This window comes from Ktedonobacter robiniae, assembly GCF_016587375.1.
Classification (GTDB): domain Bacteria; phylum Chloroflexota; class Ktedonobacteria; order Ktedonobacterales; family Ktedonobacteraceae; genus Ktedonobacter; species Ktedonobacter robiniae.
The window spans coordinates 1275776-1302571 of sequence record NZ_BNJG01000003.1 but is presented as its reverse complement, the minus strand read 5'-3'; the positions used below and the strand labels follow the sequence as shown (position 1 = coordinate 1302571).

25 protein-coding genes are annotated in these 26796 nt (G+C 53.6%); 9 read left to right on the top strand and 16 right to left on the bottom strand.

Going from position 1 to position 26796, the window contains the following annotated elements:
* Nucleotides 1-35 precede the first annotated feature (35 nt).
* Both JMJ04_RS38230 and JMJ04_RS38225 read right to left on the bottom strand, forming a co-directional pair.
* Entirely contained in the window at nucleotides 36-1379 is a 1344-nt protein-coding gene (locus JMJ04_RS38230) for a hypothetical protein (protein WP_201375606.1), read from the bottom strand.
* A 152-nt stretch (nucleotides 1380-1531) separates the two neighbouring features.
* Nucleotides 1532-2893, bottom strand: a complete 1362-nt coding sequence (locus JMJ04_RS38225; RefSeq protein WP_201375605.1) for a hypothetical protein — start codon at nucleotides 2891-2893, stop codon at nucleotides 1532-1534.
* A gap of 617 nt (nucleotides 2894-3510) precedes the next feature.
* Here JMJ04_RS38225 and glk point away from each other — a divergent pair.
* The 4 genes from glk to JMJ04_RS38205 all read left to right on the top strand — a co-directional run bounded on the left by glk (nucleotide 3511) and on the right by JMJ04_RS38205 (nucleotide 8490).
* Nucleotides 3511-4488, top strand: coding sequence for a glucokinase (glk, locus tag JMJ04_RS38220; RefSeq protein ID WP_201375604.1), 978 nt, complete (start codon nucleotides 3511-3513; stop codon nucleotides 4486-4488).
* Between the two features lie 820 nt (nucleotides 4489-5308).
* On the top strand, nucleotides 5309-5506 hold the full coding sequence (locus tag JMJ04_RS38215) for a helix-turn-helix domain-containing protein (protein ID WP_201375603.1): 198 nt from the start codon (nucleotides 5309-5311) through the stop codon (nucleotides 5504-5506).
* 331 nt (nucleotides 5507-5837) lie between these two features.
* Nucleotides 5838-7085 carry an IS110 family RNA-guided transposase gene (locus JMJ04_RS38210; protein ID WP_201374085.1) on the top strand — a complete coding sequence of 416 codons (1248 nt, stop codon included), beginning with the start codon at nucleotides 5838-5840 and terminating at the stop codon, nucleotides 7083-7085.
* 655 nt (nucleotides 7086-7740) lie between these two features.
* Nucleotides 7741-8490: a YjbE family putative metal transport protein gene (locus JMJ04_RS38205; protein ID WP_201375602.1), complete on the top strand. Its 750-nt coding sequence runs from the start codon at nucleotides 7741-7743 to the stop codon at nucleotides 8488-8490.
* Between the two features lie 35 nt (nucleotides 8491-8525).
* On the opposite strand, the gene JMJ04_RS38200 is transcribed toward JMJ04_RS38205, so the two are convergent.
* The 3 genes from JMJ04_RS38200 to JMJ04_RS38190 form a co-directional block, all read right to left on the bottom strand.
* Nucleotides 8526-10151 (bottom strand): thiamine pyrophosphate-binding protein, encoded by a 1626-nt coding sequence (locus tag JMJ04_RS38200; RefSeq protein WP_201375601.1) that lies wholly within the window; start codon nucleotides 10149-10151, stop codon nucleotides 8526-8528.
* A gap of 179 nt (nucleotides 10152-10330) precedes the next feature.
* Complete coding sequence (locus tag JMJ04_RS38195) at nucleotides 10331-10807, bottom strand: PLD nuclease N-terminal domain-containing protein (RefSeq protein WP_201375600.1); 477 nt, start codon at nucleotides 10805-10807, stop codon at nucleotides 10331-10333.
* 188 nt (nucleotides 10808-10995) lie between these two features.
* Nucleotides 10996-11595: a CGNR zinc finger domain-containing protein gene (locus tag JMJ04_RS38190; RefSeq protein WP_201375599.1), complete on the bottom strand. Its 600-nt coding sequence runs from the start codon at nucleotides 11593-11595 to the stop codon at nucleotides 10996-10998.
* Nucleotides 11596-11698: 103 nt separating this feature from the next.
* Between JMJ04_RS38190 and JMJ04_RS38185 the strand changes: the two genes are divergently transcribed.
* On the top strand, nucleotides 11699-13045 hold the full coding sequence (locus JMJ04_RS38185) for an MFS transporter (RefSeq protein ID WP_201375598.1): 1347 nt from the start codon (nucleotides 11699-11701) through the stop codon (nucleotides 13043-13045).
* On the opposite strand, the gene JMJ04_RS38180 is transcribed toward JMJ04_RS38185, so the two are convergent.
* The 4 genes from JMJ04_RS38180 to JMJ04_RS38165 all read right to left on the bottom strand — a co-directional run bounded on the left by JMJ04_RS38180 (nucleotide 12933) and on the right by JMJ04_RS38165 (nucleotide 15774).
* Nucleotides 12933-13277 (bottom strand): PLD nuclease N-terminal domain-containing protein, encoded by a 345-nt coding sequence (locus JMJ04_RS38180; RefSeq protein WP_201375597.1) that lies wholly within the window; start codon nucleotides 13275-13277, stop codon nucleotides 12933-12935. The genes JMJ04_RS38185 and JMJ04_RS38180 overlap by 113 nt on opposite strands.
* 226 nt (nucleotides 13278-13503) lie before the next feature.
* Nucleotides 13504-13863 carry a thioredoxin family protein gene (locus JMJ04_RS38175; RefSeq protein WP_201375596.1) on the bottom strand — a complete coding sequence of 120 codons (360 nt, stop codon included), beginning with the start codon at nucleotides 13861-13863 and terminating at the stop codon, nucleotides 13504-13506.
* Nucleotides 13864-14001: 138 nt separating this feature from the next.
* Nucleotides 14002-15255: an epoxide hydrolase family protein gene (locus tag JMJ04_RS38170; RefSeq protein WP_201375595.1), complete on the bottom strand. Its 1254-nt coding sequence runs from the start codon at nucleotides 15253-15255 to the stop codon at nucleotides 14002-14004.
* A 3-nt stretch (nucleotides 15256-15258) separates the two neighbouring features.
* Nucleotides 15259-15774, bottom strand: coding sequence for a MarR family transcriptional regulator (locus JMJ04_RS38165; RefSeq protein ID WP_201375594.1), 516 nt, complete (start codon nucleotides 15772-15774; stop codon nucleotides 15259-15261).
* Between the two features lie 329 nt (nucleotides 15775-16103).
* Here JMJ04_RS38165 and JMJ04_RS38160 point away from each other — a divergent pair, with 329 nt between their 5' ends.
* On the top strand, nucleotides 16104-17015 hold the full coding sequence (locus JMJ04_RS38160; RefSeq protein WP_201375593.1) for a hypothetical protein: 912 nt from the start codon (nucleotides 16104-16106) through the stop codon (nucleotides 17013-17015).
* A gap of 90 nt (nucleotides 17016-17105) precedes the next feature.
* On the opposite strand, the gene JMJ04_RS38155 is transcribed toward JMJ04_RS38160, so the two are convergent.
* A complete protein-coding gene (locus JMJ04_RS38155; RefSeq protein ID WP_201375592.1) occupies nucleotides 17106-17375 on the bottom strand; it encodes a hypothetical protein in 270 nt (89 codons plus the stop codon).
* Between the two features lie 225 nt (nucleotides 17376-17600).
* On the opposite strand from JMJ04_RS38155, the gene JMJ04_RS38150 reads away from it, so the two are divergent.
* The 3 genes from JMJ04_RS38150 (at nucleotide 17601) to JMJ04_RS38140 (ending at nucleotide 21280) form a co-directional block, all read left to right on the top strand.
* Nucleotides 17601-18812, top strand: coding sequence for a 6-phosphofructokinase (locus tag JMJ04_RS38150; RefSeq protein WP_201375591.1), 1212 nt, complete (start codon nucleotides 17601-17603; stop codon nucleotides 18810-18812).
* 206 nt (nucleotides 18813-19018) lie between these two features.
* Nucleotides 19019-20281 carry a phospholipase D-like domain-containing protein gene (locus JMJ04_RS38145; protein WP_201375590.1) on the top strand — a complete coding sequence of 421 codons (1263 nt, stop codon included), beginning with the start codon at nucleotides 19019-19021 and terminating at the stop codon, nucleotides 20279-20281.
* Nucleotides 20282-20314: 33 nt separating this feature from the next.
* Entirely contained in the window at nucleotides 20315-21280 is a 966-nt protein-coding gene (locus tag JMJ04_RS38140; protein ID WP_201375589.1) for a D-alanyl-D-alanine carboxypeptidase family protein, read from the top strand.
* Nucleotides 21281-21365: 85 nt separating this feature from the next.
* On the opposite strand, the gene JMJ04_RS38135 is transcribed toward JMJ04_RS38140, so the two are convergent.
* From JMJ04_RS38135 to JMJ04_RS38110, 6 genes are all read right to left on the bottom strand, one after another.
* Nucleotides 21366-22322 (bottom strand): alpha/beta hydrolase, encoded by a 957-nt coding sequence (locus JMJ04_RS38135; protein ID WP_201375588.1) that lies wholly within the window; start codon nucleotides 22320-22322, stop codon nucleotides 21366-21368.
* 173 nt (nucleotides 22323-22495) lie between these two features.
* Nucleotides 22496-23386: an ABC transporter ATP-binding protein gene (locus JMJ04_RS38130; protein WP_201375587.1), complete on the bottom strand. Its 891-nt coding sequence runs from the start codon at nucleotides 23384-23386 to the stop codon at nucleotides 22496-22498.
* A 19-nt stretch (nucleotides 23387-23405) separates the two neighbouring features.
* Entirely contained in the window at nucleotides 23406-24197 is a 792-nt protein-coding gene (locus JMJ04_RS38125; RefSeq protein ID WP_201375586.1) for a hypothetical protein, read from the bottom strand.
* A gap of 4 nt (nucleotides 24198-24201) precedes the next feature.
* Nucleotides 24202-24939: a hypothetical protein gene (locus tag JMJ04_RS38120; protein ID WP_201375585.1), complete on the bottom strand. Its 738-nt coding sequence runs from the start codon at nucleotides 24937-24939 to the stop codon at nucleotides 24202-24204.
* Between the two features lie 74 nt (nucleotides 24940-25013).
* Complete coding sequence (locus tag JMJ04_RS38115) at nucleotides 25014-26120, bottom strand: HEAT repeat domain-containing protein (RefSeq protein ID WP_201375584.1); 1107 nt, start codon at nucleotides 26118-26120, stop codon at nucleotides 25014-25016.
* Nucleotides 26084-26707 (bottom strand): RNA polymerase sigma factor, encoded by a 624-nt coding sequence (locus JMJ04_RS38110; RefSeq protein WP_201375583.1) that lies wholly within the window; start codon nucleotides 26705-26707, stop codon nucleotides 26084-26086. Before JMJ04_RS38110 ends, JMJ04_RS38115 begins: the two co-directional genes overlap by 37 nt.
* Nucleotides 26708-26796: the final 89 nt, after the last annotated feature.

Here is a 26796-nt window from a genome sequence, read left to right as displayed (position 1 = left end):
TTTGGCGGGTGGAAAGAGGGGGTAGGGGAGGGAGTTCATTCCTGCCCTGGTGAAGCGCTTTCACTCTCCCTTTCCGCAGGCCTACACACCCAGAGCGAGACTGATGCTGGCTGCACTGTCTCCTGTATAACCGCCATAATCTGCCCACTAAGTTGTACCAGATCGGTCTGCTGATGCAGGGTGGCGCTGAAGGCTTGCAGGGTGTGCTGGGCGTCGTATTTCTGGCGGTAGAAATGCCGATCAATCGCATTTTGAATGCCCCGACGCAAAGGCTGGAAGAGCACCGCCACGACCAGGGTTGATCCCACGATCACAATCCCATCGCTTTTGCCGATCAAGCCCACGAGTAGGACCTGCGCACCAAAGACTAACCCAAAGTACACCGCTGCCAGAATGAGCGTGAGCAAGCCATAAACCAATGTGCGATTGATCAACACGTCGATATCCCACAAGCGGTAGCGCAGCAGAGCAATGCCGACGCAAATGGGTACAGGCAGATAGTAACAGCGGTACAGGGGAACAACCGCGACTTGCAGAAGAGAATCACGAGAAGAGAGCGCCGGAAAGAGTTGGAAGGCCAGAGCAGAGAATACAGTTGTCAGAAGCAACAGGCCGAAGCCAGGGATGATCCATTTGATCTGTTGGCGCTGTTGTGGAGAGGCGACTCGCCTGTAGCGGTAAATTTGTGTAGAGGCCGATCCCCCAAACACTAGAAATAGCCAGCAACTCTGGAGCAGAAGCGGCCAGTTGAGAATATTAAGAGATCCTGGAGCAAGCCAGAAGAAGGCGTTTATGGCCCAGAGGCTAATCAAAGCCCACGACCAGCGCGGAACCAGGCGGCCATCAGGAAAGGTGAAGAAGAAAAAAGCCAGGCAGGGATAGTAGACTAGCGTCAACACTATCCCAAAAATTTGGAAAACGAGGGGACCATCATTTGGCACAGCGTCTGCACGCGCAAACGAGGCACCAAGCGACCCGATGTTGATCAAGAAGAAGGACATAAACAGGCCCATCCAGGTCGTGTGCTTATGCCACATAATCAACGCGCCAAATAGCAGGAAGATGCACGTAGTCAGGATCTCCCAACTCAGGACATAGAGGGCATAATCATGGATCGAGAGGTTGGCCCGCTGGAGTGCTGCGACAAGCTGGGGAGTAAGCTGGTCAGATTGACAATCCGCCACAGGCCCAACGCAGACGGTGTGTAGCATCTGGTAGTATGGTGCCCAGCTCACGATAAGCGTATAGAGATCATTGAGTACAAGAATAACCCAGATCGCCTGCAAGAAACGGAGCCACATCCCACGAAGTTGGATCTCTCCTTTGTTTACTTCTGTCGGAAGCGAGATCTTTGGCGATGTAAGAGTAGATTGTGACATAAACAACTTCCTCTCTTCCTGCAAAATCAGTTGTTGGTTTCTTGCCGCTGGCAACAGGTGCGCGATATAAAAATAGCAAGCCAAGTAAAAACGATGTCTATATAAGGTTCTTCAGGTTCTTCGCGCCAGAGCCATTTTTGCTTTGCCTCTGCTCATTCCTGCCCTGGTGGCGCACCGTCGCTCTCCTTTCCAACAGGGCCACACAGCCAGAGCGAAATGTGAGTGGGCTGCATGGTCTCTTGCACGATGGCAACAATCTGTTCACTGAGTTGTGCCAGGTCAGTTTGCTGGTGCAGGGTGTCGCTAAAGGCATTCAGAGTGCGCTGGGCGTCGTATTTCTGGCGATAGAAACGCCGGTCGATGCCATTCTGAATGCCCCGGCGCAACGGTTGAAAAAGTATAGCCACGATCAGGGTTGATCCCACGATCACAAGATCATCATTTTTCCCAACGATGCCCACCAGCAGCGCCTCTCCACTAAAGACCAACCCCAGGTAGATTCCCGCCAGGATGAGCGTGAGCAGACCATAGACCAGTGTGCGATTGATCACGCGGTCAATATCCCAGAGGCGATAACGCAACAGGGCCACGCCTATGGCGAGGGGGATTGGCAAGTAGTCGAACATCAATGTAAAGGGGTCAGCCAATTGTAGTATGGAATGTGGTCCGTTCAAAATCTGAAGAATATTTTCAAGCGGGAGGAGTACAAAGACAACCAATCCAAAACCAAACGCCAGCCATTTAATTTGCTGACGCTGGAGAGGCGAGGCGACAAAGAAATAACGATAGATTTGCGCCCCTACTGAACCTCCATAGACCAGAAGTATCTCTAGTAATTGGAGGGATGGCGGCCAGTTTTGGAAGTTCCAGGGCGAGGGTAAAACGTAAAAAACAAACTGGACAACAAAAAGGCAGGGAAAAATCCAGGACCAGCGAGGGACCAGGCGTCCATCGGGAAAGGTGCAAAAGAACAGACCGAGAGCAGGCCATACGAGTAAACTTAGCGCCCCACTCAAAATGCTCAAGAAATCGTAGATCAGAAAAATGAGATTGTTCGAGGGCAGAGGGCCAGGAAGTGCATTTGTGTGTACCAGGTCAATCCCCAAACCGCCAAAAGTGATGAGCAGGATCGAGACAAAGAGTCCCATCCAGTCGTTCGATTTATGCCAGAAGATCAAGGCCCCAATGATCAAAAACAGCAGTGTGATCAGCAAATCACACGTTACAGTATATGCTGCGTAAGCTCCGGGGGAGATCCCCAGGAATTGGGCCGTAGCCATTTGTGTGGGAAGAAGTTGAAGACTGCTGCAAGTGGCCCTGGTCAGATCAAGACATGGTTTCTGCACCTGGATTGTCAGGGCAGGGACACCAAGGATCAGAACGATCAGATCGGTGAATGCGATGGCTGCCCAGATTATTCTGGCAATGACCAGCCCCCACCCTCTCAGGGGTTGAGGCCCCCTGGTGCTCGCTGTACTCGCTTCTTTTGCCTGTTTCTTCCGTGAGTTCGCCATACGTTTTCTCTTTTCTACTTGAGTGGGTATTATGAGTATAACGGAGCGAACGTCCGAAAAACGTTACGGCTCTCCACAACGCTATTTGTCCATACCAAAACCATTTTTACCTGACCCCACCAAGATACTCACGTAAGTGCTGCACATAGACTTTCTGGCTTCTCTGGATGTTCCCTTTTTCGAGGTATACTGTACGTGGGCGCACCCAATTCCTTGCTGCTCAGCGCCCCCTGAGCGCTCTTCTCCATTACCTGGACGCTGCACGCAAGTGTGTACCCAATGTGATTAACACAGGTGCGCTTTATTTGACACCGTTTTACAACTTTGGGGTGATCCTGAGCTTAAGCAGACGAGCGGTAAGGGGTCCAAGTATAGGAAATTAGGGCCGAATAAATATTGTTTAGTACTATTTCTAGGATACAATGAAAATTGTTGGGCCTCATTCATGAGGAGGATAGCCGTATATTATGGTGGTTATGGCGATAATCATCATCTATATTTTTTTGTGGCTATGCTCTAAACTATGGATGGCTGCCTGATTTGGCCTACGGATTTGCTTACGGACTTATAAGTAGGCTTATAAGTATATAAACGAAAAATAGAGTGGAGATCTTACTATGTTACTGGCGGGTGATATTGGTGGCACCAAAACCCATCTGGCGATTTTCTCCTCACCAGGCGAACTGCGCACACCTGTAGTAGAGAAAACCTTTCCCAGCGCGCGCTATGCAAGCCTGGAGGTGATGGTTAAAGAGTTTCTCACACAAGTTGATGTCCAGGTCGATCGGGCCTGTTTCGGCGTCGCGGGCCCCATCATGAATGGAAAAGCCAAGATTACGAACCTGCCCTGGGTCATGGATGAAGAGGAGATGCAGAAGAGCCTGGGCATTCCTAAGATCTGCCTACTCAACGATCTGAGCGCCATGGCCTATGGTGTGCCTCTATTAGAGGAGCAAGATATTTATACCCTGAACGCGGGTACGCCTCAACCGGGGGGGACAATCGCGGTCGTCGCGCCGGGCACTGGCCTGGGCGAGGCCTTCCTGGTGCATAATGGCTCACGCTACATCGCGCATCCCAGCGAGGGCGGCCACGCCGACTTCGCTCCACTCAATGAGCGCGAACTCGACCTGCTCCGCTTTATGTTGCAGCGTTCGGCGCATGTTAGCTATGAGCATGTCTGCTCGGGTATCGGATTGCCGAACCTCTATGCCTTCCTGCAATCAACGGGAGCCTATGAGGAGCCGGACTGGCTGAGCGATCAGCTCTCGCTGGTCTCAGACCACACGCCAATCATCGTCAAGGGCGCCGTAGAATCGGCGGTCCCCATCTGCATCGAGACCCTTAAGACGTTTGTCGCGATTCTGGGAGCTGAGGCGGGAAACATGGCCCTCAAAGTGCTCTCCAGCGGTGGCGTCTATATCGGTGGCGGCCTGCCCCCACGCTTCCTCTCCCTCTTCACGGATGGCTCATTCATGCAAGCCTTCCTGGCCAAAGGACGCATGGGCCAGATGCTCTCACACTATCCGGTATACATTATCTTATATCCCAACGTGGCCCTCATCGGCGCCGCCGCCCACGGCTTCACCCTCTAATAATAAGGAAAAGAGGGGCGAGGTACAGGCAAGCGCCTGTACCTCGCCCCTCTTTTCCTTACCCTCTGACTAGGGATTTTTCATCTCAGTTTAATCTCAGGAAAATCTCAGCCTGTTTTCAGGGCTGGATTGTACAATAGGGACAAGGTATTTCTGGCGGGTGTTCTGTTATGTGTCGATACGCTAAAGGGGCTGATCGATGTCTTTGCTCTTGAAGAGATACCTTTTAATTTGCCCGAGAAAACGAGGGCAAATTTTTTTTTGCGCTTTCACCTCGAAACTTTGGCAGGGAAATAAAAATGACCGAGGCCACTGCCTGGTGCGGAGCAGTGGCCTCGATACGAGAGAAGGGTAAATGTGAGTTGTCTCTTCCTATGTCTCCCTTATGCCCATACTATAACGCATAAAGATGAACTGATACTGTGACAAAGCTGAATTAGATCTGAGAATTACAATTTGTATATTTACCCTCTGGGCAAGTGTGAGATGTCACACCTTACACTTGCCCAGGGGGTAAATATACAAAAATTCCCTCGATGGGTCCAAGAACCCATATATATGGTGTCTTTATACTGAAGACATAAATGCACCAGGGTAGATTGATGTGGTGAAGGTGCTGATAGCACATCCAGGTATTGCAGGCAATGCTGGCATGTTCAGGATGACTTCAGTTTCTTCTAAGTATCAGTTAATACGTTGCGACTACACTATGTAGCATCGTACAAAATTGCCTGCTACACACGGCACAAAAGTATCTTTTAACATACGTCGAATTCAGGAGGTTAGGATCGTGAAAGCAACTCTACATGAGGAGAAGGAAATGACTCAGGGTGATGAACTATTGACGGTGCGCGAGGTGGCGCGCCATCTGCGGGTGGACGATACAACGGTACGGCGCTGGATTAAGAGTGGCGCTCTGGAGGCGGTGACGCTGCCGCACCGTGGCAAGCGCCGTGGCTATCGTGTGCGCAAAATAACCCTCGATACCTTGCTCAATAACTCCACACTGCCCGCATAATCGAGAGCAGGGTAACTCATATACTAATTGTTAGGAGAGAAGAGAGTAGGCAAACGCTCATCTCTTCTCGATGATGGAACCAACAGGAGAGCCTGAGTGGTAACATGCGGCCTGTTGATCCCAACGGTGACCGCCGTGAATAGACGGCTCCCTGTCCATCAGGATGGCAAACGACCATTGGGCTTGTTGCAGCGTCTCTTGCAGATGAGATGACTACCGATCCAGTGTGAGTTCTCGCTTCTCCTGAAAGGACAGGCTTCCTGTTGTGACCATGTGAGGAGAATCGGTTTGTATGCGAGAACCAACGCCATGAGAAAGGGGAAGGGCGATCATGTCCAAGAGCAACGTTACCCCGACGCCAGAACCAGCATCGCTTCGCTACGTGGTTGGCATCGACATTGGGAACCAAAGCTGCGCCATGTGCTGTTTGACCCCTGAGAAACGGCAGGTCTTCAAACCAACCACTTTTGCCAATACGCGAGCAGGCTTTGACGGGCTCTTTGAGAAACTTGCGAGCCTCAAGAGTGATCCCACCTCGATTCTCGTGGGATTGGAAGCGACCTCGCGATATGGAGAAAACCTTTCGCAGGCCCTGCTCAAGGCTGGATACCGGCTTTGTCTGTTGCATCCCGCTCAAGTCCATGCCTTTGCCCAGCAACGCGGCCTGCGTGCCAAAACGGATCAACTGGATGCAGGCACCATCGCACGCGTCTTGCTCAGTGGAGAAGCCCGCTTTGGCTACTTGCCCGATGACCAGGTTGGGACCTACCGCGAACTGCTTCGCTTGCAGCAACAACTGAGTGAGGATGGGGTCCGCTACAAAAACGAACTGCATGCGCTTCTGGTCGTGTTGTTCCCGGAATTTGTGCAGGTGTTTGCTGACCCAACACGTCACACTGCTCTGGCGGTCCTCAAGCGCTATCCCAGTGCTCAGGCCATTGTGGAAGCTGGAGTCGATGCGCTGGCTCGCCTTTTGCACGAGTTGGCTCCCCATCACTATGGCCGTTCGACTGCTCAAGCCCTTTTTGCCTTGGCTCAAACGTCGATTGCCAGCGGGGTGGCGATGATGGCGCGCTCGAAAAGTCTCTCGATTGTGTGTGATCAGCTGGAGCATACGCTCATCAATCTGGCTCAGCTGGAGCAGGAAATTGATCAGTTGCTGAGCAACGATCCCCAGGCAAAACGCTTGCTGGCTGTTGCCGAGTTTGGACCACTGACCGTTGCGGTGTTGCGAGCCGAATTGGGGGATGTGCAGCGCTTCAGCCGTATGGATCAAGTGGTAGCCTATGTCGGGTTGGATATCCAGGTCAAGCAGAGCGGGAAATGGAAAGGACAAAGCAAGCTCTCCAAACGAGGAAGTGGAAGAGTTCGTCGCTTGCTCTACCTGGCGGCCTTGCGCTCGCTGCATGAAAAATGCTCTCCCTTCAGGGACTACTATCAACGTCTGATAGGTCGTGGCGTGAGAAAAGGCACAGCTTTGGTTGCCGTGATGCGCAAAATGATCATCGTCGCTGTTCACCTGCTCAAAACTCAGGACTGTTACGATGCCAGTAAGGTTGGCCTTCAATGGGTGAGGTAGCCGCGCGGCTACCTCACCCATTGAAGGCACCCCCCGCCCTTCCCTCTGGGAATATGGGAGGAGAACCTGGAAGTTCTCCAGGTGCGAGGGGGAAGCTTTGTGTTTTTTCTCAAAACAGATCTTTTTGTGTCGGATGAGAAGAATGCCCCTCCCCAAAAAGGGGGCTTGACAAATGTTATGGCTTCTATTCAGTACTCCTCGCATGCATACAGAAGCCTTACGCAGTCAGGAATTGTATCCAGGCGCGGCAAGACCTACCAGCTGAGGAGGCTGAATAGTTACAGGGGCAATGTTATTGATGAGCTGGTGTGGTGTAGTGTCCTTCTCCACTTTGAGATCTGATACCCATGATTTGATATCTAAACGGACTTTGCGTTTATACATACGTCCGTATAAATGGATGGACGCACATAGTCGAAGAGTTATAGAGAAGTGAGAAACCACGCCAGGAGGTGGAGGTTTCTTTATTGCATGGTAATGAGTAAAGAGGTACATCCGATGTTTGTAATGTGCTAAAAATGTGATACTACTATAGTATAGAAATGTCAGGGGAAGAGGCGGAAGCGCATGAGGATGTAAACCTTTGCTCAGGGGATACAGGGCTGTTGTAGGCAGGTTGTAATACAATCAACGTTCGCTGAAAGGCATAGATACAGTGTTCTCATTAATAGCGGGTTTTAGTGTTGTAGAATTATTAAAGATTATCCTGGCGGACTTGGCGCTTAGTGGCGATAATGCGCTAGTAATTGGCGCCGCGGCGGCGGGCCTGGATAAACGGCGTCGCTGGTGGGCTATCATGCTTGGTGGTGGGAGCGCCATTCTGTTGCGTATTGTGTTCACAGTAATCGCCTCGGTCCTGTTAGGCTTGCCGCTTCTCCAGGCCATTGGTGGCGCTATTTTGCTCTATATCGCGATCAAGCTTCTGTTGGAGCGGGGCGAGAGGGCCCAATTAGACCAGGGACAACAGGTGGTCTCTGAGCAGGAGAAACCTGGCAAGAAGCGTAATAGCCTGCGGAGTGCCTTACTGACGATCCTAGTCGCCGATGTCACGATGAGCCTGGACAATGTTTTGGCCGTTGCTGGCGTTGCTGACGGTCATATTCCTACTCTGATTGTAGGCCTCTTGCTGAGCGTGGCTCTATTGCTCCTGGGAAGCGCACTGATATCCGCCTTGATGTCGCGCATCCCCTTACTCCTGGATCTGGCGGCCCTGGTGCTGGCCTGGACGGCGGGCCATATGCTGCTCGATGATCACCAGATTGGTCCTATCCTGCTGCATATCCCCTCGGCAGATATTGTATTTCCCATCGTGACAATCATGCTGGTCCTGATCGCAGACGTCTTTATATGGCGACGCGAAGCACTGGCCAAACAGGCCGCCCCCAGTAGCCGCGTACGCAAGTAGCCGCGTACGCAAGTAGCGGATCCCAACGCGGCTACTTACCAGGGTTTAGATGGTAGGGGAACCTCGATCAGGGTGGGACGCCGGGAGGCCAGGCCTTCCTGTATAGCGGCCTGGAGCGCCTCGGGACCCTCGGCACGTATGCCCCGCACGTGGAAGGCCTGGGCCAGGGCCACATAATCTGGCTCAACGATGTCGGTCGCGATATAGCGACCCTCGTAGGCCTGGCGCTGTTCAGTCTTGACGCAGGTAAAGGTTGAGTCGTTGAAGATCACGATGACCACGGGAAGTTGTTCCTGAACAGCGGTTGCCAGTTCGCTGGAGTTGAGGAGGAAGCCGCCATCGCCGCAGAGCGCGACAACGGGCCGCTCTGGCTGGGCGACCTGCGCTCCGAGTGCTAGGGGCAGGCCACAACCAATCGTGCAGAACTCGCAGGGATGAATAAAGCTGCTAGGCTCGTAGACCGGCAGGAAGACAGTGCTGGCATATCCAAGCATGGTCATATCCGCGACAATCATGCCATGAGGCGGGACGGCGGCACGCACACTATCCAGCAGGGCGACCTCTTCGCCGAAACGTGCTCGCGTCTCCTGGCGAATTTCGGCTCTAACCTGGCTCAACTCAGTCTCTAGCTCTGGGCGGGCGCTGGCGAGATCACCTAGTTGAGCATTGAGGGCTTGTAGAGCCTCGCGGGCATCCGCGACAATTCCCAGCATCGCGGGATAGGTATGCCCGATGACCGTGGGATCGATATCGATATGCACCAGGCGAGGTGGCAGGGGATATTGCCCATAAGCTGTGCGTTCGGCTCCCAGCTTGCTTCCCACTACCAGGAGCAGGTCAGAGCTCTCCAGAAGCGGATGCAGTTCTGTATTGGTATAGGTGGTAGTCAGGACGGTCAGGGGATGGTCATTGGGGATGACGTCGTGGCTCTTGCTGCCCAGGATGACCGGCGCTTGCAGGCGTTCCGCTAGCACGATCAGCTCCTGGTTGGCGTGTGCCATGGTGACACCTGCACCCGCGAGAATCACAGGTTTGCGCGCCTCGCGCAGCAACTGGGCCGCCTGTATAATATCCGCCTCCTGTGGGCGTCGTGGTTCAAAGAAGAGGTCTTCCGCCGTGGGTAGGGTGACGGTGGCGTATGCGCGAAACAGGTCATAAGGTACTTGCAGGTAGGCTCCCCTGGCGCGACCGGAACGCATGATGCGCATGGCATCTTGAATGGCTCCAGGAATCTCCTCTACACACTCCATGGCACGCGCCCAGCCCGCGAGCGACTCCATTACCCCAAGCTGATTCTTGAGTTCGTGCAGCTCGCCACGCCCGCGAGAGGCAGTGGCGCGGGGTCCGCTGCTGCTGATGACGAGGAGCGGGATAGAGTCGGCGAAGGCGCTAGCAACGGCGGTCGCGACATTGGTGAGGCCGGGACCAGTGATCGTGCTGACCACGCCGGGGCGACCCGTGGCGCGAGCATAGCCCTCAGCCATAAAGCCCGCGCCCTGCTCGTGGCGTGCCAGCACATGGCGTATGCCGGGTGTCTTGTGGATCTCGTCGTAGAGGGGAAGCGTATGAATGCCGGGAATGCCGAAGATAGTATCGACCTGGAATGCCTGCAAGGTGGCGATAATTGCCTGCGCACCACTCAGGTGCTGCCTGTTGTTCACGCTAGAGGGTCCTCCTTAAGTTTCGCAGTGCCAAGAGGGGGATAGATTGATATTTTTCTTCTTACAGCGCAATACACGCCCCTTCTTTAGTCACTATATCTTAACCTCAAATAGCGGACAATGGCAACAAAAGTGGGTATAAGCCTGGCCCAGGCGGGTAATATGGGGGATAGGTACCTCTACTGTTGCAGTGGCGGCTCGGCTTGTTCGGGATAAGAGGCGCGAGGCAGCTCGGAGGAGTGCCAGTCTGGCTGGTGTGCCTCGTGCAAGTACGCCTGCTCTCGCGAGGCCTGATAGCCCTGCTGATAGAGGGGTGGCTGTTGAGCTTGTACCTGAGCATTGGGAACAAAGGGAGACACATACAGCGGGGCGTTTCTCTTGCGACCGGAGTACTCGGTCAGGTAGTAGACGAAGGCGCCTATCAGGTGCGTAAAGAAGATGACCAGCGCCCACACGACTCTGGCATCGTCTTTCAAGTAGCGGTTGCGCACGCAATCGATAAGCATCCAGATCCAAAAAGCGGTAAGAGCCAGCCCGAAAAGCGCGGCGATGAATATCACACCAATAATAAGAACAGCGATTCCCGCATCGGCCAGGGGTAGCGCTGTTGGGAAGAGGTATGCCAGAGAATTAGACCAGAATGTCGCGATCTGCATGATGGCTGGCTCCTTGCTTGCTCTTGTATAGACACGCCTCTATTATAAGGATCTTTTCTCTACAAGGCAAGCACAAAGAGCAGCAAATCGCGGTTGCGCGTCACGCTCGCTTGTTGCTCGCGGCGCAAGGAAAGCGCCCTGTGTGCGTCGAGGTCTGTTCAGTTTAGTAGACGTTCAACTGATCCAGTTTAGTGTGCTAGAGGTGGCGAGAAGTCGTGAGCACGCTTTTTTTCACGAAAGCGACGTACACGCATCATATTCGCGCAGGTATCCTCACACCAACGGCGCGTGTGATTTGGACTCTCGTCGTAATAGATCCACCTACAGTGTGGGTTCTCGCAAATTTTGATGCGCAAAGGATCGTGCTCTAGCATTGCCACAAAAGAGGCGATAATTTCAGCCTCAACCCATAACCAATCTTTTCTCAGTGGCTCCTCCTGTAGCGTATACATCTTCCCATTGTGTACCACTAAGCGGCGGCGTGGTACGGCATTTAGCGCGTCATTGAGGAGAGCGAGATCCTTCTCCGAAAGATCCTGACCTTGATTCAGACATTCTACCAGGGGCCGTAGTCGACTGCGGAGAACGCTTAATATAGGCAGTCCTTCCTGTGGAGAAGCGTGTTCTAATGTGAGATCCCAGCGCTTCAACAAAGCCTCAAGCCAGCCAGGTTGATATAACTGATCCTCGATTAATTGACCATCGCCACGGTAATCGTATCGCTCACTATTGAGCAGTTGCAGGCAGAGTGCCTCCATCGGCGTAATCCCCATTTCCGTTCTTGACAATTACAAGTACTCCTGGTAATGTAAACGAAGTAACGCCCATATGTCAAATTGATCATTACGTCGACTGGCTTTCCGCTATTGACTAGTAAAAAGAGGATCATTTATGTACAGTGCCCTTAAAGAACGTCTCGATATATTTCATGAGAAATCGTTTGTCTTATATGCTATCGGATATATGATTTCAGATGCTGGTAGTGGCATGCAGTTTCTTGCCAGTAGCTGGCTGGTCCTCCAGCTTTCCGGCTCTAATGCCAGTGTGGCTTTTCTGCTTATTTTCTCTGCCCTTCCAGGTATTTTTCTTTCACCTATCATTGGTATCTGTGCGGATCGGCTAGACCGAAGGTTTCTAGCGGTGAGCGTAGATCTGTTTCGTATGCTTGTTACAGCGGTGATCTTCGTGTTGTGGGGGACCAATCAACTCCAGGCCTGGCATCTCTATCTCATGGCCTTTTTGATTGCAATCGGAGATCAGGTATATATTCCGGCAACGACGGCTTTGATGCGTGAACTCCTCTCGGAAGAGCAGCTCCTTTCCGCCAACGCGACAGTTGCTATGATGATCCAGCTCGGGACGGCCTTTGGCGTTGGATGTGGAGGAATGCTTATGGCTCTCTACTCGCCGGGCGCGGCGATAGGGCTTAATGCTCTCAGCTATCTGATTTCCGCCATCTGCCTACTCAACACGCGTCGAGGTTATCATTCGCCCGCATCTTCTGCAACGCCCAACCCTTTTCTTCATGATCTGCGAGATGGGATTGGGTATGTTCGGCAACATCTGGCAATTGTTCCACTGTATATTGTTCTGCTCACTTTTACCATGACTATTGCTGTGATCAATACATTGCTTGTACCTTTTGCCACGAGCGTTTTGAAGGTGGGAACACCTGGCCTTGGTACCATCGATGCATGTTTCGCCATTGGAGCAGTTGTGGGAGGCATTTTGTTACCGTTACTAAGATATTGTATTGGTGAGAAGCGGCTGATGGTCTATGGAGTCGTTGCGACAGGGCTATGTGTGCTCTTCTTCGCCTTTGCGCAAGGCTTGCTGGCGGCAATGGTTGCGAACTTTTGCATTGGTGTATTCATAGAGACTCGTATCTTTTACAACACAAGCGTGCAGCGTCGCGTCGATCCTGATTATCAGGGACGGGTGTATGCAACGTTTGCAACCTTTTTCGCATTGATCACACTGGTAATTTACCTGGGCATGGGACTTTTGCAGGAAGTGCTTTCTCAGCGCTACCTTTATAGCTTGCAGGGCGTGGTGCTGTTGCTCGTTGCACTCATCGTCGCGCGCCCAAAAGACTTACGCATCAAGATGCCCTTTTTACAGGACTTTAGAGTTCATGATGTGGCTCCTGCTCTTGCGCCGAGGCTTCTTCGACTATGGGATCTTCGGCGTGGGCATGATGCGAGAAGTGCTCAAGGTGCTGAAAAGGAGCGGAGGTAGCAGCTTGCCTGGCTGCCTCTGTTGCGGGAAAGTTCTGGGCCTTATGTTCGGAGCGACGGTGCTGGACATAGAAGAGCGCGCCAATCGCGGGTACAAGCGCGACGAAAGCGATCCAGCGTTTTCGGCTTGCCGCATCAAGATCGGGATCGCGAATACAGTCCAGCAAGACCCAGATCCAGCAAATAATGCCCACGCTGACAATGATAAACCCCATAATATTGTCGCTTTGCATGCTCTACGCTCCTTTACTCTTGTCTACCGTTTCTTCCTCTCACTATACTCTATTTTGCCCTTGAGGGGAACTCATATTTCACACATGTTGAGCGCTTGCTTTCGCGAGGTGAGCTTGCGAGCCAAGGTAAGAGTCAGAAGAGAGTAGATAGGGTGTCATGGAGTGAAGCCCAGCGAATGCTGGGCTTCACTCCATGACACCCTATCTACTAAGCGAGCTTACAAGCCTACGAGGAGGGTTGAGATGCGCTAATCTCTGCAAGCGCCCGCTCGATATGCTGTTGTAAACGCGTGGGATGTGGCCCAACGATGCGTGCGATGGGCTTGCCAGCATGGAAGACTATTAAGGTTGGTAGTCCCTGTACGCCGAAGGTGGCGCCAACGCGTGGGCTTTCATCAGCGTTGATAGTAGCAAAGCGTAATTTGCCCTCGTAAGTTGTACTCAACTGCCTGTATACAGGCGCGAGAGTATGGCAATGGGGGCACCACTCAGCCCAGAAATCGACGATAACCGGCAGCGTGGATTGCAATACCTGCGACTCAAAATCCTGGTCATTTACGGCAAAGAGATTGTTGTATTCCTGCATGATTTGATCTCCTCATGTTGCGAAAACTTCAACTACTGACGTTGATATTAGCATCTAAGGAGTGTAGCTATTAAAGCTAACTTGAAGTCAATAGGTAACCAGAACTTTTCGTTTTCAAGCTATTCCTCCTGCACCCGACTATCGATGATGACGGAAGGTGCGGCGCAAGTCGTCAATCCAACCGTCCGGGATTTCCCAGGGGATGAAGTGACCACCGCGATCGTGAGCGGTGACGTTCACGTGGTTGTACCAGGATGCCCGATCGCTGCTCAGGAAATGCTGAACACGGTTCTCCGTAGAAATACCAGGCGGGTTCTCATAGCCCACGAATGTGATACCGGTGGGAGCTTCGACGACTGGCCAGCGGTCGTGGGCGGGTGTCCACGGATAGCGGTTTGCATTCGCGTACACGCGCATGGAGGTTTCGATGGCATTATTTACCCAGAAAATCATGGCGTGCGTGAGGATATCGTCTTTCGAGAAGATGTGCTCAACATTGCCATCGTTATCGCTCCATTTCGCCCATCGTTCAAGAATCCAGGCGAGCATCCCCACTGGGGAGTCGCTGAGTCCGTATGCGAGAGTACTCGAATCGAGCACATGCACTGCTAGATGAGCAGCGAAACGGCGATCGAGCGAGATGATCCCGGCCCGGATGTGCTCAGGAACACTCTCTGGAATGGGATGCCAGCCGCTGAGATCCCATGCACGATCCCCATTGAACAAACTTAATTTTTGTGCAGAGCCAATATGGATTGCGTACAGTTCGTTGGCGTATTTATGCCCAAGTTGGCCAGTCACCAGAGCCCCGATATCACATCCACCAGCAGCATACTTTTCGTAGCCGAGGATGGTCGTCATAAGGGTGTGCCAGAGATCAGCAATTTTCCAGAAATTCATGTCCGGGTTGTTTCGCAAGGGCGTCGAGAAGCCGAAACCGGGAAGTGAGGGTACGATAACATCAAACGCTTCGGCAGGGTCGCCACCGAATGCGCCGGGGTTCGCAAGCGGATCAATGACCTTGGACCAATGCCAAAAGGTCCATGGCCAACCATGAGTCAAGATAAGTGGAACTGGGCTCGGTCCCACACCAGATTTGCGCATGAAATGCACAGGAACGCCATCGACGTTCACCTGGTAATGTTCGTAGCGGTTAATTGCTGCCTCTGCTTTGCGCCAGTCGTAGACATTGAGCCAGTAGTCAACAAGTTCCTCAAGGTAGCTTCGACCAACACCGTAATACCAGTCGTCATTACCAACGCCCAAAGGCCATCTGGTGCGCTTCAGTCGTGCGCGAAGGTCCGAGAGTTGTTCGTCCGAGATGTGGATTGGTGTGGGCTGAAGTGGAAACGAGGAGCCTGCCAGAGAGGCTCCTTCCTGGTTTCTAGGCATAGTTCATTCCTTTTCTTTTGCGCGTTCCGTGTGCTGTTCGCCGCTGGCGGAAGGAAGTGGGTGCAATGGTAGCTCTGCCTTTCTTCCCAATTCGATTGTATGGGCCAGAGCTGGCAAGGCAGCTGCAATTGCCCCACGTTCTTCTTGGGGCAATTGGTCGAGCAAGCTGGTAAGTTGCTTCACACGCGCGGCGTGGCGTACTTCGATGATCTGTGCGCCACGTGTGGTGAGTTGTAACAGTACCGCACGGGCATCGCGGGGATCTGCTCGGCGTTTGACCAATCCGTCATGTTCGAGCCGTCTCACCATTTGCGTAATAGCCGGTTGCGTCATTTGTTCTGTTGCAGTCAACTCGGTCAGCCGCATGGAGCCTTTGCGAGAGAGCGTATGCAACACTGAAAGAGTGGTGAAGCTCAGTCGTTCCACCGAGGGTAATCGAATAAAGATCGTCGTAAATTCTTCAATGATGGTCGTCAAATCGCTGACATTCAAGTCAGCATCAGAAAAATGATCTCCCATGCCCCTATTATATCATATATTTATATAAATTTCTTATTGAAATTAAGAATGGTCTTCCTCATGTTAAGCGGAACTTAGCGTACTCAACCACATCCCCCTTACCCAGCGAGAAGCGCCGTAGATGCTAAGTAGTTTTTACAGATTGGCAATATTTTGCAATTATTTGGTATTTTTATCCAAAATAGGGTTGACATTCTAAACCTGTGTATGTTAATATTGTGCATGTGATCGGTAAAAAATACCAATTGAAAAGCAAAGTTTTAAAAAAGCAAGAGATTTTAAAGATTTAGAGAGTATATTCAACAGCCAGAGAAAGGTGGAGCAGACATATGGCGACACAGACATTTACCGTGCTGGGCAGGAGACCCCATATCGTGCTTGAAGATATTGAGGGGAATGTGACCGTGCTGCCGTGGGAGCGCGAAGAGATCGCTATTGAGACGGCTGAGCCGATCCAGGGTATCCAGCAGGAGGGCGAGCGGCTCTATATTCGTGGTTATCGCAGTGACATTACCCTGCGTGTACCCTTTATACGCAATATCCTCTCAAGGCTGACGACCTCGATTACTGCCTCGCGCATCACCGGGAGTGTGAGTACGGATCGCGTAGGAAGCGTTGAACTGCGCCAGGTGAGCGGTAATGTCAATCTAGAGCAGACGCATGGCAGCGTGCGTCTGGAGGACCTGAGCGAGCTGGCGCGGCTGCATAGCGTTGGTGGGAGCCTGACCGTAGTGAACGCCCCTTATATTCAAGCCTGGGGCGGCGTGGGTGGTAGTGTCTCACTGAGATATGTCCGCGTGGCTGAGGTCGATAACGTTGGTGGCAGCTTCGACGCGCAGAATGTCGATGAGAAGCTCATCTGTAAGCATGTAGGCGGAAGCACGACGGTCCTGGGCTGCCAGAATGCCGAGGTCGAGGTTGGGTCTACCGGAGGGAGCGTGAATATTGATGGCGCCGCGGTCCTGCACTCGGTCTCTGCGGGCGGCAGCGCCACTCTGACGGGAGCCTTCTCCCCAGGCAGCCATAACAGGATCGCGGTCGGCGGCAGCGCCACGCTCACTCTGCCCGCGAATAGCGATATTGCCGTAAATGCCATAGCAGGAGGCTCCGTGAGCGGGAGCGCGCTTGAACGCAGATATGGCCAGCACGCTAATGTTGTGTACGGTAACGGTAGCGCCTCCCTGACGATTACCGCAGGCGGCAGAGTAACCGTCAACGGAGATCTGCGCCCCTCGCGCTAACGAAGAATTACTCCTTGTCCACGATTGGCTGTGGGATGCCCTGAAGGTGCTTGCCAGGACCTTCAGGGCATCTTTTGTATTTTCTTCTACTCATGACTTCTCGCGCCAGCGGCGCTCGCCAGGGTAAGGGGATGTACACGTGGAGAACAGGCGCAGGCCCGTTCTCCACGTGTACATCCCCTTACCCTGAGAAGAGAGGGTGTAGTGGCTCGAACCCTGAGAAGAGAAGGTATAGTAGCTCGAACCCTGAGAAGAGAAGGTATAGTAGCTCGAACCCTGAGAAGAGAAGGTATAGTAGCTCGAACCCTGAGAAGAAAGAGTGTAGTTGCTGGTGATGGACTGGCAGAGCCAGTCCATCACCAGCAACTACACTCTTTACCCCTATGATGCGCCAAGGCACTAAGAAGACTTGCAAAAGAGGTCCATAAAGGCTAGAGATGTAGGGTTTTATAATTAAATAGTAGGCGTGATATGGTATGCTGAATAATTGTAAAAGACGCAAAATATTAGTTTGTGTATCTATCTGTGTTATTGGGCTGGGTTGTGTGCTCGATAGCACAGTGTTTCTTGTTGAGGAGGAAGTTTATGCCCGCTAAAGTGACGAGTCCTATTCGCTCGCTAGGTGTGCTAACTGGTGGTGGCGATGTGCCGGGCCTGAACCCGGCGATCAAGGCAATTGTGTATCGTGCGGAGACGATGGGGATACGCGTGGTAGGTCTACGCGCTGGTTGGGAGGGCGTTACGCTCCTCCAACGTGAGCAGGGGCTCGAGAACCTTATCTTTCGCGCCGAAGATCCCAATACCTGGGATGGCGGTTATGTCGTCCCCCTGACGCGGCTGAACACGCGTGATATCGACCGCGAGGGCGGCACAATCTTGCAGTCCACGCGTACCAATCCAGCACGAATGCAGGTCAAGGACCTGCCCGCGCATCTAAAGCAATATGGCGAGGGGCGCGAACCTGAGGAGCGCGTGGATCTGACGGATGAGGTGATCGCCAACATGCAGTTCCTGGGCCTGGATGGCCTGGTGGTGATCGGTGGCGATGATACGCTGAGCTATGGCGCAAAGCTGGTCGAGCGTGGCATCCCGGTCTGGGGCATTCCCAAAACGATGGATAACGATGTCCCCGGGACCGATTACTGTATTGGCTTCCAGACGGCGATCAGCCGCGCGACTGAGTATATTAATCGCATCCGCTCAACGGCAGGTTCTCATAGTCAGACGGTGCTCTTCCGCATCTTTGGCCGCGACGCGGGCTTTACCGCGCTGGAAACAGCGGTTGTCACCTGGGCTGACCGCCTGATTATTCCCGAGGTGCCAGTCAACATTGATCGCCTGGCTGACCTGGTGATGCACGACCGGCATAATCCGATGCACTACTCGATGGTGGTCCTCTCCGAGGGTGCCAACCTTGGTATACCTGTCCCCGAGACTGGACCGGCGGATGCCTATGGTCATCGCAAGAAGGTCAATGTGGCCGAATTTTTAGGCGAAGAGCTTTCCAAGCGCATCCATGGCGTGCGCTTCCTACCTATCGACCTGACCTACTTCCTGCGTAGCGGCGAGCCTGAAGTCTACGATAAGCACATAGCCATCTTCTTCGCTAACCTGATCATGAGCATGGTCGAGAATGGCGAGCATAGCGTAATGGCGGCCTATCGCAATGGTGCCTTCATCGCCACAGATATCCCCGGCAAGAATATTCCTGCGCGCCGTGTCGATCCCGCCGAATACCACGAGGAGCGCTATCGCCCCCGCTTCGAACATATCAGCGGCGTCTACCAGCCCCAGTAGAGAATGTGATCATAGTTCAGCGTCGGGCCACCTGAAGGCGGCCCGACGCTGAACTATGATTCTACTCTTTTATGTAGCGTTTATCTCCCCTGAAACGTTCTCAAAGTAAGAGGTTAAATAGTTAGAGAAAAAGTGGGAGCAGGTGCAGGTATATGTCGAAGCAAGCGAATAAATCGGTTCTCACGAAATTGATAGAAGGGTAACCAGTGAGATTGTTCAAGCAGATCAGGCTAAGGCGTTGGCGGGCATCGCTTATTGAAGTAGGAAAGCGAGCAGGTATTGGTCTATTTCTGCTCCAGCTTGCAACCGCCTTTGTCTTGCTGGTAATCTCCTCGCTGCGCCATAAGCGCCAGCGTCTCAAGTCCTTTCCCCACTTTCATGTAGGCGAGGTGCGTGTAGGGGAGAATCGTTTGCAGCTGTATAGCTTTGGGCGTGAGCTATATGACGATATGCTTGCGGCCATTGATAGTGCGCAGGAATGTGTCTTCATCGAGTCATTTATCTGGAAGGATGACGAGGTTGGGCGTGCTTTCAGAGATCACCTGGCGCGCAAGGCGGATGAGGGCGTCGAGGTATATGTCATCTACGACGGCTTTGGCAACCTCGTGGTGCCACGTGCATTTAAGCACTCGTTTTCCAAAAATATGCATGTTCTTGAATACAAAGCCATTCGCCGTCCCTGGCATATCTTTGATCCACGCTGTTACTCGCTGGACCATCGCAAGCTGTTGATAGTCGATGGTCAGACGGGTTTTATCGGAGGCTATAATATTGGTAGCCTCTATGCGACGGAGTGGCGCGATACGCACCTGTGCATCAAGGGTCCAGGTGCTGGATACCTGGCCAACTCGTTTATCCAGTTCTGGAATCGCTTTCAGTCTCGGGGGCATATGATTAAGCGACGTTATCCGACTGGCTTTGATCCCCTGGTAACGGTGCATGGAAATAATGCTTTACGTCTGATCTTCCCAATTCGCGACATGTACATCGATGCCATCGACCGGGCGCAGCGCTGTATTCTGCTTACCAATGCCTATTTCGTGCCCGATCATACGCTTTTAGAAGCTTTAAAGGCGGCGGCGAGGCGAGGCGTAGATGTGCGCGTCCTGGTGCCCTGGATCTCGAACCATATCCTGACAGACTGGGTCTCGCATGGTTACTTTCAGGAGTGTCTCCAGGCGGGGATACGCATTTTCAGTTATCGCCACGCCATGCTGCACGCCAAGACTTGCATGATTGACGATCAGTGGACCACCATTGGCACGGCGAACCTGGACCGCCTGAGTTCTATCGGTAATTATGAGATCAATGTCGAGATCTACAGCGAAGAACTGGCCCTTCAGATGCGCGAACTCTTTGAGTGCGATACCTCGGATACCTTTGAGTTGACACAGGAGAGCTGGCAGGAGCGTCCCTGGTACACAAAAGCGAGCGAGAGAATTTTGGCCCCCTGGCGTTTTATGATGTAGGAATTATTTTTTAAAGGACGGATGAAGTACATAATGGGACGGAAAATCCTCGGAATTATCCTCTTATGCCTGGCGCTCTTAATCATTATTAGTATTCCAGTGGCCCTCTTCACTCCGGTAGGCGGCACGGTTACTAACCTGTTTTCGCCACCCACGCCGACCCCCACGCCGCGGCCCGTGCTCACGGTTCGCGGCACGCCGCCCGCTATAGGCAGCAAGATCGCCTATCTGGTAGATGACGATACCGGCAATGTGCTGGTCAACGTCAAAGGTCGCGAGCGCGTACCCATGGCGAGCACAACCAAGATCATGACCGCTATTTTGACCATCGACAAGGCCGACTTGAACCAGGTTGTTACCATCAAACAGGATGCTATTGACGAGGCCAAGGTTCACAATGGGAGCAACGCGCAACTGGTGGTTGGCGATCAAATTCGCCTGAAGGACCTGCTCTACGCCTTGATGTTGCCCTCGGGCGACGACGCTGCCACCGCCATCGCCGACTCCGTCGCGGGTTCCCAAACGCAGTTTGTCACCATGATGAACGCCTATGCCAAACAGCTCAAATTGCAGAACACTCACTATATCAACGCCGATGGCTTGACCTATGAGGGCAAGGATGGCAAGCCCGATCCCAACCACTACACCACAGGCGAGGATCTCGTCAAGCTGACACGCTATGCCATGCGCAATCCCCTCTTTGCTCAGATTGTGCAGTTGCAAAAGTATGTCTTGCCTGCTAATGGCGTGCATCATGCTTATGACTGGGAGACCACCGACACCATGCTCAGCACCTACGCGGGCCTGACGGGCGTGAAGACGGGCTTCACAGGCGAGGCTGGTTACTGCCTGGTCTTCTCGGCCTATAGTTCAGGTCATCGCCTCGTGGGGGCCGTCCTGGATGCCAAGGATGAAGAGGAGCGCTTCAAGGACGCCAGTTCACTGCTCGATTGGGCCTTTGCCCTCCCAGTCCTGCCGCCTCCTGCGCCCAAACAGTAAGAGGTTTGTGGTAAGGGAATGTGCTGAACTGGCGGAGCCAGTTCAGCACATTCCCTTACCACAAGCGATTATTGGTGGCGTACCCTTACAGATAGCGCGCGAAGTAGCTGAGTACGTGCTGGGTGTACTCCTGGGGATGGGCCTTGAGTGCGCCTGTGTGGCCGCCACTGGGTGCGATCCACTCCTGTTTTGGCTCCCCGGCTGCCGCGAAAAGCTGGTGCTCACCTGAGGGAGGTGTGGTCGCGTTCTGGTCGTCGGCGGAGTGAATAAGAAAGACGGCCCGGGGCGCGATCTGATTGATGACCGCCAGGGGACGTGTATCGGCCAACTTTGCGCCTATAAGCTGGTCGACGAGAGCCGGCTCGTAGGGTAGGAGAGGCAGCGTCAGGCGTCCGACCGGGAGATCATACATACGGTCTAACTGGGCATGTTCATCGATCCAGGAGCTATCGGCCACCGTTGCCAGGATTGCTGGCTCGCGGGCCGCCGCCAGTAGGACAATTCCCGCGCCAAGCGAATTCCCCATCAGGCCAAAATGCTTGTTCAGCAGGTCTGAGCGCCCTTTGAGGTAGCGCACAGCTCCCAATACATCATCTGGCTCGCGTGCGCCCAGAGTAATCTCCCAGCCATCGCTCGCGCCACAGCCCCGGCTATCATAGAGCAGGACATTATAGCCAGCCTGGTAGAGGAAGCGTGCATCGGGCAGCATGCCCATGCGATTCTCCTTAAAGCCATGCACAAGAATGATCGTGGGCGCCTTGGGCGAGGCCAGGGCCAGCCAGCCCGAGAGGCGCACCCCATCTACGGCCTGAAACTGGACATCCTGTACTGGAATACCGGCTGAGGTGGCCTGGGGCACAAAGTGACGCTTATTCTCTACAAGCGTATAGCCCCGGATGGCAGGGATAATCGCCCAGGCCAGAAATAACACAACAAAGCAGAGACCAAGCAGAATCTTGAAGATGGGAAAGGGCTTGCGCGCCCTTTTTATAGTGAAGGATACGGGTTGCGTATCCTTCTCATATATATGTTCTTTTGTCAATGCAAATGCTCTCTTTCACACTCTTATCTTATCCTTGCGACTGATCAGATTATAGCAGGCAAGCATAGACAAGAATTGTGAAGCAAGCTACAGAAATCCTATGGTGATGAGATGTGCTTCCGGGTTGCTTCAAGCAACCCGGAAGCACATCTCATCACCATAGTAACAAGTGTCTACCTGGCGGGAACAGGCGTGCGTCGGGAGTCGCGCATAAACCAGACGTAGCTGTCTTCCAGGCTGGGATCGAGAGCTATGGTGTCGGGGCTGGAGGGCTTCTCGCCCACAATGCGGTACTGGACGCTGTTGCCCATGTTGAGGGTTGAGACAACGGTAAAGTTGCCCTCGGGCTTCTGGCCTGGAGTGATGACCTGCCAGACCTTGCCATGTGTCTCCTCGAGCATGCTCATGATTGTGCCCTGGAAGAGGACGTGGCCATTCTTCATCAGGGCCAGTTGCTGGCAGGTCTGGGCTATATCCTCGATAATATGTGTGGAGAGGAGCACGGTGCGCTCGCCCGCCAGGTCTGAGAGCAGGTTGCGGAAGCGGATGCGCTCTTCAGGATCGAGGCCCGCGGTCGGCTCGTCGACGATGAGGAGCTGGGGATCATTGAGCAGGGCTTGCGCGATGCCCACGCGGCGTTTCATGCCACCGGAGAAGGTCTTGAGCTTGCGGCGGGCGACATCACTGAGCGCCACGGTTTCCAGTAGCTCGTTGACGCGTTGCTGGCGTTGCTGGCGCTCGTCGAGGCCCTTGAGGATGCCGATGTAGTCCAGGAACTCATAGGCCGAGAGATCGGGATACATCCCCAGGTCCTGGGGCAGGTAGCCCAGGACGCGTTTGATGGCTGTGCGCCCACGCTCAGTAGTGCCATCATAGCTACCAACGCGAATTGTGCCCTCAGTAGCTGGCAGAATGCCCGCCAGGATGCGCATAAGCGTAGTCTTGCCCGCGCCATTGGGGCCAAGCAGGCCAAACATCCCGCTGGGAATAGTCAGGTTTAGATCCTGAAGGGCATGTACGCCTCCGCGATAGACCTTGGTTAGATGCTGAATTTCTATCTGCATGATAATTATTCTCCTTAAACTATTGCTGTGCCTGTTGCCACTTCATGAGCGCTACAAGGACGATTAGGACCAGGGCCGCGAGGCCCACGAGCAGACCCAGGCTTATAAAGCCATTTACTAGAGGGGTGGGGTTGGATGAAATGAAGAGCTGATCGCGGCCGGGAAAGAAGGCACGGCTAAGATTATCGCCTATGGGTGTGAGCAGCGTATAGCTCAGGGAGGGGATCTGGGGATTGTGCAAGAGATTGCCCCAGAACCAGTAGCCAACGAAGAGGAACTGGTAGAGCGGCACCCATATCACACGTGGGCAAGCCAGCGAGAACGCGCTAATGAAGAGCAGGCCCGGCAGACTGACCAGGGCGAAGACGGCCACCGCCTGGGGAAGTACCAGCCAGTCGCTGGTTTGAAACAGGATATAGAGAACGCCAAGCATATAGATGGTGAACAAAGGGAGTGCGGCGGCTCCCAGGCCGCCCAGGTATTTACCAAGCAAGCGCGAAGACAGCGCATTGGGTAGAGAGGTAAAGAGTTCTTCCACCTGCGTCTTGCGGTCACGATAGAGGCGATCTGCCATCATCAGCCCGATACCAATGGGAAGCAGGATGCTGAGAAAGTCCATCCATACCACCAGTGCCGAGGCCGCAGACTGCTTATTGACATGTTGTGCATAGGAAACGAGAAATGTACTGCGGCCTGTCGAGGCGAGGATGAGGATGATAATAATCGTCATCGTAATCCAGAGCGCTGGTCGACGAATCTGCATGCGGAACTCGTAGCTGAACGCACCCAGGAAGCTTGCAAACTGTTTCATAGTTTTATGCCTCACTTGAACTTTTCAACACAGCCTCAGTATTATGCGTGAGCAGCCAGCCAATGAAGAGGAGCGCCGCCGCAATGGCGCACATCTGCCAGCGCGCAGTCAGCCAGGCTCCAAATGTGCTTGCAGTCACCAGTTCAATGGGCGTAAGCGTCGTCGCGAAGAAGAAGATCGAGTGCAGCCAGTCTGTCGCCTTCAGATAGTCCTTGAAGACGATCTCCAAAAGCCAGATGGCACTCAGGACAGTTGTGCCCGCGACCCAATTGCGCAGGAGTGCGCCCAGGCAGAAGCCCGCACAGACGAACCAGGCCAATGGCGCGACCCAACCCAGTTGCGCCAGGAGGAAGCTGAGTACCAACGGCCAACTGCCCAGATCGAGATGGAGCAGGCTGAGATTGACTGTAGCGATGATTAAGCTGGTAAACAGTCCGACCAGTATGCACCAGCCGAGCAGTAGCAGCAGGCGACGAAGCACCGTCAGATGGTAGAGGCGAGGCACCGTAAGCTGGATCTCAATGGCCTGGTCATAGCTCGTAAGCATCACGGTAATGATGCCTGCTGCCAGGGGGAGAATCATCTCCAGTCCGCCCATCAGGAAGCGCGGAAGGACATCATTATTGCGCAGGTAGATGAGTAGCAGCGAGAGCAGGCCAAAGCTGAGCATGCTCACAATGGGAGTGAGCGTAACCTTCCCTCCCATGAGCTTCAATTCATAGCGCAGTCGATCAAGAGACATCGGGAACTCCATTTTCATATATAGTTGAATCTGTCTTGAGTAAGGTTGTGTTAAAAGCTTTTTAGGTTAAGAGATCAGGCGAAACGCATATTCTTGGGTGTATAGAGCAAGGCAAAGATGAGTAACAGGGTCGCTATCAGGAGCACAGCAGGCTGAGTTTGCCAGAGATCTGAGAGCGCCATATTTAGATGTGGGATGCCCTCATGAACCTGTATTGTGAGCATCTGGGTCAGCTCAAAGGCCAGGGTGGTGATAATGGCCACCAGGGAACCTAGCAACATCGAGATGGCCAGGCTGGCCGCCGACAGCAGTAGCAGGGGGCCAAGCCAGAGCTGAATGATGCTCCAGAGCGTACCGCCGTTGAGCAGGACGAGCAGCGCCGAGAAGGTTACAGCCAGGGTGAGATTATAGCCTGTCACCAACAGCATGCGGCAGAGCAGGATCAGGCGTGGCGAAGTGGGGGTCGCTAGGGCGAACTCCAGGCCTGGATCGTGCGCGCGCCCATAGACATAGGCCATATTGATTACAGAGGCGGCAGTAATGCTGATCGCCAGCAGGTCGCGCGTTACATGGTCCTGAATAAGCACCATGTTGCCTCGTAACAGGAGCAAAGCCAGGATCATAAACAGGACTGTTGCCGAACTCGCCCAGATACTCCTGGGAAGAACGCGAATTTGTGCCCACAAGAGGCCCCAGGCATAGCTCCAGGGCTGGGAGAAGAGCCGCAGTGGTGAGACCGCTGGTAGCTTTTCTACGCGTGGTTGCTTATTGAGTAGGACGAGTGCTATCTCGCGTACTTCATCGTTGTCATCCCGAAGCGCCTGGATAATGTACTCATACACAAGCGAAGAGTTTGGGTGCAAGGCTGCCAGGGCGCGCAAGACTGCGACACGCACGAGTGGATGTTCATCATGCAGAGCCTCGCCAAGCGCGGCCTCAGCGGCGGATGTGTCATGATTTGCGAGGGCCTTCGCAGCGGCGCTACGCATCTCCCACGCTGGGTGTCGGAGAGCCTCAAGCAACTCCTGCTCACCAGGGCGCTTCGTTACATCGGAAGAAAGCAGGGCTTCTCGCTGGTTCAGGCGTTGCTGGACACCTGCCAGGAGCGAGGGGGGCGCGGCATACTGCCATGTCGTTGGTTTGCTTACGGATTTTTGTGTCTGGGCGTTCTCTGGCTCCATGACTGTTCCTCCCTCTCCTGTTCTTGGGTATCGATGCTGGCGCGCAAGAGGCGTAGCCCCCTTGAGATGGTTGATTTCACGGTTCCCATGGGTTGAGCGAGCAGCTCGGCAACCTCGCGATAACTGAGCTGTTCAAAGTAGTAGCAGGTAATCGCGACGCGATAACGCTCTGGTAGTCGGGCCACGAGGTCCTCCAGCTCGCGTTGCTGCTCCCAGGTCGTGCAGAGTAGCTCGGGTTGTTCCTCCTCGCGGTCCGCCGGGTCTAGCTCGGGATGCTCCTCAAGCGCCGTCAGTGGCACCAGGTGTAGCTGTGTATTGCGCCTGGAGTGGCTATAGATGTTAAAGACCACGCGATAGAGCCAGGCCTGGAGCTTGAGTGCGCGTATACGCTCGGGAGTATAGTTCTCCAACGAGACATACGCGCCCACCAGAGCCTCCTGCACAATATCTTCCGCATCCTGAAAGCTGCGCGTCAGGCGTAGGGCGAAGGTATAGAGGCGATGCTGGTAATGCTCCACCACGTGCAAAAAATTGCCGTGTAGATCGCTTGCCAACAGCGCCAGTAGTTCCTGCTCGCTCTCTTCCATATCCGTCCTTCACAGAAAGAAATTGTCATCTATGGGTAGATACCAGAAAGCCCCACAAAGGTTGCATCTTTTGCGCATGGTTAAGGGGT

Excerpts from the sequence above, each read along its gene's own strand:
- JMJ04_RS38185 (WP_201375598.1), top strand. The coding sequence starts at position 11,699 with ATGTACAGTGCCCTTAAAGAACGTCTCGATATATTTCATGAGAAATCG.
- JMJ04_RS38140 (WP_201375589.1), top strand. The coding sequence starts at position 20,315 with ATGGGACGGAAAATCCTCGGAATTATCCTCTTATGCCTGGCGCTCTTA.
- JMJ04_RS38150 (WP_201375591.1), top strand. The coding sequence starts at position 17,601 with ATGCCCGCTAAAGTGACGAGTCCTATTCGCTCGCTAGGTGTGCTAACT.
- JMJ04_RS38210 (WP_201374085.1), top strand. The coding sequence starts at position 5,838 with ATGTCCAAGAGCAACGTTACCCCGACGCCAGAACCAGCATCGCTTCGC.
- JMJ04_RS38125 (WP_201375586.1), bottom strand. The coding sequence starts at position 24,197 with ATGAAACAGTTTGCAAGCTTCCTGGGTGCGTTCAGCTACGAGTTCCGC.
- JMJ04_RS38110 (WP_201375583.1), bottom strand. The coding sequence starts at position 26,707 with ATGGAAGAGAGCGAGCAGGAACTACTGGCGCTGTTGGCAAGCGATCTA.
- JMJ04_RS38120 (WP_201375585.1), bottom strand. The coding sequence starts at position 24,939 with ATGTCTCTTGATCGACTGCGCTATGAATTGAAGCTCATGGGAGGGAAG.
- JMJ04_RS38225 (WP_201375605.1), bottom strand. The coding sequence starts at position 2,893 with ATGGCGAACTCACGGAAGAAACAGGCAAAAGAAGCGAGTACAGCGAGC.
- JMJ04_RS38230 (WP_201375606.1), bottom strand. The coding sequence starts at position 1,379 with ATGTCACAATCTACTCTTACATCGCCAAAGATCTCGCTTCCGACAGAA.
- JMJ04_RS38195 (WP_201375600.1), bottom strand. The coding sequence starts at position 10,807 with ATGCAGATCGCGACATTCTGGTCTAATTCTCTGGCATACCTCTTCCCA.
- JMJ04_RS38160 (WP_201375593.1), top strand. The coding sequence starts at position 16,104 with ATGGCGACACAGACATTTACCGTGCTGGGCAGGAGACCCCATATCGTG.
- JMJ04_RS38175 (WP_201375596.1), bottom strand. The coding sequence starts at position 13,863 with ATGCAGGAATACAACAATCTCTTTGCCGTAAATGACCAGGATTTTGAG.
- JMJ04_RS38170 (WP_201375595.1), bottom strand. The coding sequence starts at position 15,255 with ATGCCTAGAAACCAGGAAGGAGCCTCTCTGGCAGGCTCCTCGTTTCCA.
- JMJ04_RS38215 (WP_201375603.1), top strand. The coding sequence starts at position 5,309 with ATGACTCAGGGTGATGAACTATTGACGGTGCGCGAGGTGGCGCGCCAT.
- JMJ04_RS38180 (WP_201375597.1), bottom strand. The coding sequence starts at position 13,277 with ATGCAAAGCGACAATATTATGGGGTTTATCATTGTCAGCGTGGGCATT.
- JMJ04_RS38165 (WP_201375594.1), bottom strand. The coding sequence starts at position 15,774 with ATGGGAGATCATTTTTCTGATGCTGACTTGAATGTCAGCGATTTGACG.
- JMJ04_RS38130 (WP_201375587.1), bottom strand. The coding sequence starts at position 23,386 with ATGCAGATAGAAATTCAGCATCTAACCAAGGTCTATCGCGGAGGCGTA.
- JMJ04_RS38115 (WP_201375584.1), bottom strand. The coding sequence starts at position 26,120 with ATGGAGCCAGAGAACGCCCAGACACAAAAATCCGTAAGCAAACCAACG.
- glk (WP_201375604.1), top strand. The coding sequence starts at position 3,511 with ATGTTACTGGCGGGTGATATTGGTGGCACCAAAACCCATCTGGCGATT.